Raw genomic sequence first — 2,760 nt, 5'->3', positions numbered from 1 at the left:
GATTTGGTCCAAACAGGGTCGACGTGATTATGGGCATCAAGGCCGATTTCGCCGAAGACGCCGCCGTCCCGGCATTCGCGGAATGGGACGCAGGAATTGATGAATTCCAATCGGTAGCGTCGAAATTCCTTGCCAATTTTACCCATCCGGTGGCACGTCTGGCACTTGGATCCGTAATGTTGCAACAAGCGCCCGACGAGAAGAGTGTGAATTCGATCCTTAGCGGATACTTGAAGAGTGCTAAAATTCAGCCGGACACTGAAGATTTTTTATATCGCATAAATTCCCCGACGAGGAGCAACATACTGCCGCTAAAATTGAACCGTATTTTGAGCTTGGGGTCTGTGAAGATACAGAGGGGCTCAATTAGAGTTGGCGGGAATGAGGCTGGAATTGTCATGGGTGGGCAGGTTTTTGCTGCGCGCCTTGAACTCGATCATAGTACCGACGCAGCCAATGCGTCGCCATTGGATCGATCGCTTTTGGTGCCTATATGGGATGAACTGGTTGGCCTCGGTCGCCAGAATGTTGAATCGGGTGAACTGTGATGAGTGCGCTAGCCTTAATCGGGGAAGATAGTGGAACGCGACCTTCCTATGTTCCCAAGCAGCGCCCGGGCTCAGCTATCCCGCCATCCGCTAGAACTACTCCTGCTGTCCTAGAAACGATGGCAGGGAGGGTTTGTTTTTTGGAAGAGTTGCCCCTCATTGGCTGGGGACCCCTCACAGGCAGTGCACTGCCACCAAACGTCAGTACGGTATGGCCCGAGTTGTCTGTGTGGGAGAGAACTCTCTATCCGAATACGGTTTCGGTAACGGACCATTTGCCTTGGTTCGCGGACCTATCTCTGCCCAATTTGGTGATAGGGCACTCGAATCCTGCAAACACTTATGAGATTCCCGCGTTCCCGAAGATTTCTGCTCCGGGCGGGATGGCTGGTTTTGCTTCGAGGCTTTGGGAGGCAATACCCGCTGGTGTCAGATTACCTTCGGTATGGGCGGATGATGGGGAGATCGCTTTCGAATGGAAATGGGGGGAGCGCCACGCGATCCTAAGCATCGAGGAAGATGGGACCGTTGGCTACGCAATTTATCGTGGCGGTCAATTCTCGCCCGGGCGGGAGAGAGCGAATCTGGAAGTCTTGCCTGCCGATTTGCTCGATTATTTGCGAGAGACGTAAGCCGCAAAGAGTGTCCGAAAGAACTCACCAAGCAGAGTCCGTTTTCTTCAGGCGTGGTTAAGAACCGCGAGCCGATTGTCTACGCATTGATTGACCCGGACCAGATCGAAAGCGGCAGCATCAAAGCAATCCCGAAGGAGCGACTGAAGAAAGCGGAATTGAGCGTCTGCAGAGCTTGGGAAGCCACGGCTGTTGAAGCCTGGGAAAACATTATGCAGGGCCAACTTGCGAAAAATCACCAGAGAAAAGATGCCGGCTACATTTGGGCATCGGCTGGAGAAATCCGCAAAATAAGGCTTACAGATGTCAACGCAGGGGCATTTTGTGTCATCGATGATGGGCTGAAAAATTTCAAGGCTCATGCGGTGTTAGGGTACTCACCAGCGCCAGAGGGTTACGATCCCGTAAAGATGGCAAATGAGCGCCTCGCAGCACGCGGGAACTTGCTTAAATTGTTCGAGGGTAGCGGCGTGAAAAATTGGAACGAGTGGTCGTTCAACTAACGGGCCTGCCACAACCGCCAACCAATCCCTTCGCCGTTCGTTGGTCCGCGCGGGGCTGATCCCCTAGCGTTTCAAGCGGCTTATGTTTTCGCTGGCTGGCCCGGCATCTTGCCGCCATGGCCAAGGCTGACAAGCGCACACCCGACCAGCAGAAGCAGGGAAAGGCCCTTCGCGACGAGGGCGCCAAATGGCTGAACCGTGTCGAAGCTGCCGGTAAGCTTGAAAAGCAGTGGCTGGATGATGCCGAAAAGGCCGTCAAAGCCTTCACTGGCGAGACATCGAGCCGCGACTACACCACGTCGACAACGCTCGGCTCGACCTACGATTTCAACATCCTATAACTATTCCGTCAGTCTGCCGCCAGCCCCTCCGGCGGCGGATGGCGGCACGGCGGACCTGTGGGATTCGGGCCAGTGGGATGTCGCGAAGTGGGACCAGGCGCAGCCTGTTGCATCGGTAGGCGGCGGGCAATGGATTTCGATCGGCAAGACCGGATATGTCATGCAGCCGCAACTGCAAATCACCGGATTTCTGAACCAGCGCCCAGTCACCGAATTCGTTCAGCTCGATGTCACTTTTGAAACGGGAGGCGTCGTTGTCTGACTACGCCATCAGTATCGAGAATTTCAACGCCGCATGGCCCGAGCTGGAACCCATGTGCCGGACTCACTATGGCGAGATGCAAGCTCGGATGGCTGGCGAAGGGATGACGATCGGCGAATTCAAGCCGCGCCTGAACGTCTACGGCGCCGCCGGGCATCTGCTCTGCTTTCTGGTCAGGACCGGCGATGGCGAGGCCGTGGGGTACGCCTTCATCTGGATCACCCAGGACATGCACAATTCCGAGATGATCGCCCAAGAAGACACGATTTACATGCGGCCGGACCATCGCAACGGCATCGGCCGCCGCTTCACCAAGCATATTCTGACTGAACTGAAAGCGCGCGGCTGCGTCAGGGCGCACGTCACCATCGCCACCGATCTACGCGTTGCAAAGATGTGCGAGCGCGTGGGCTTCAAGCGGTCGGCAATCGCCATGACCTATTTTCTCTAGGAGACCCTGACCATGTGTGCCCC

At 55.7% G+C, this 2,760-nt stretch carries 4 protein-coding genes; all 4 read left to right on the top strand.

All coding sequences use genetic code 11. The features are described from left to right. The coding region (locus EN893_RS27695) for a hypothetical protein (RefSeq protein WP_206640183.1) at positions 1-548 on the top strand (548 nt) is incomplete at its 5' end. Between the two features lie 475 nt (positions 549-1,023). Beyond that, entirely contained in the window at positions 1,024-1,683 is a 660-nt protein-coding gene (locus EN893_RS27690; RefSeq protein ID WP_127271046.1) for a hypothetical protein, read from the top strand. 116 nt (positions 1,684-1,799) lie between these two features. Next, on the top strand, positions 1,800-2,024 hold the full coding sequence (locus EN893_RS27685) for a hypothetical protein (RefSeq protein ID WP_206640182.1): 225 nt from the start codon (positions 1,800-1,802) through the stop codon (positions 2,022-2,024). A 227-nt stretch (positions 2,025-2,251) separates the two neighbouring features. Then, positions 2,252-2,737, top strand: a complete 486-nt coding sequence (locus EN893_RS27675; RefSeq protein ID WP_164748982.1) for a GNAT family N-acetyltransferase — start codon at positions 2,252-2,254, stop codon at positions 2,735-2,737. The last annotated feature ends 23 nt before the right edge of the window (positions 2,738-2,760 follow it).

Origin of the sequence: Mesorhizobium sp. M7A.F.Ca.CA.004.04.2.1 (assembly GCF_004022825.1) — a bacterium.
In the GTDB taxonomy this organism is placed as follows: domain Bacteria; phylum Pseudomonadota; class Alphaproteobacteria; order Rhizobiales; family Rhizobiaceae; genus Mesorhizobium.
This window is presented reverse-complemented; position numbering and strand designations above follow the sequence as displayed.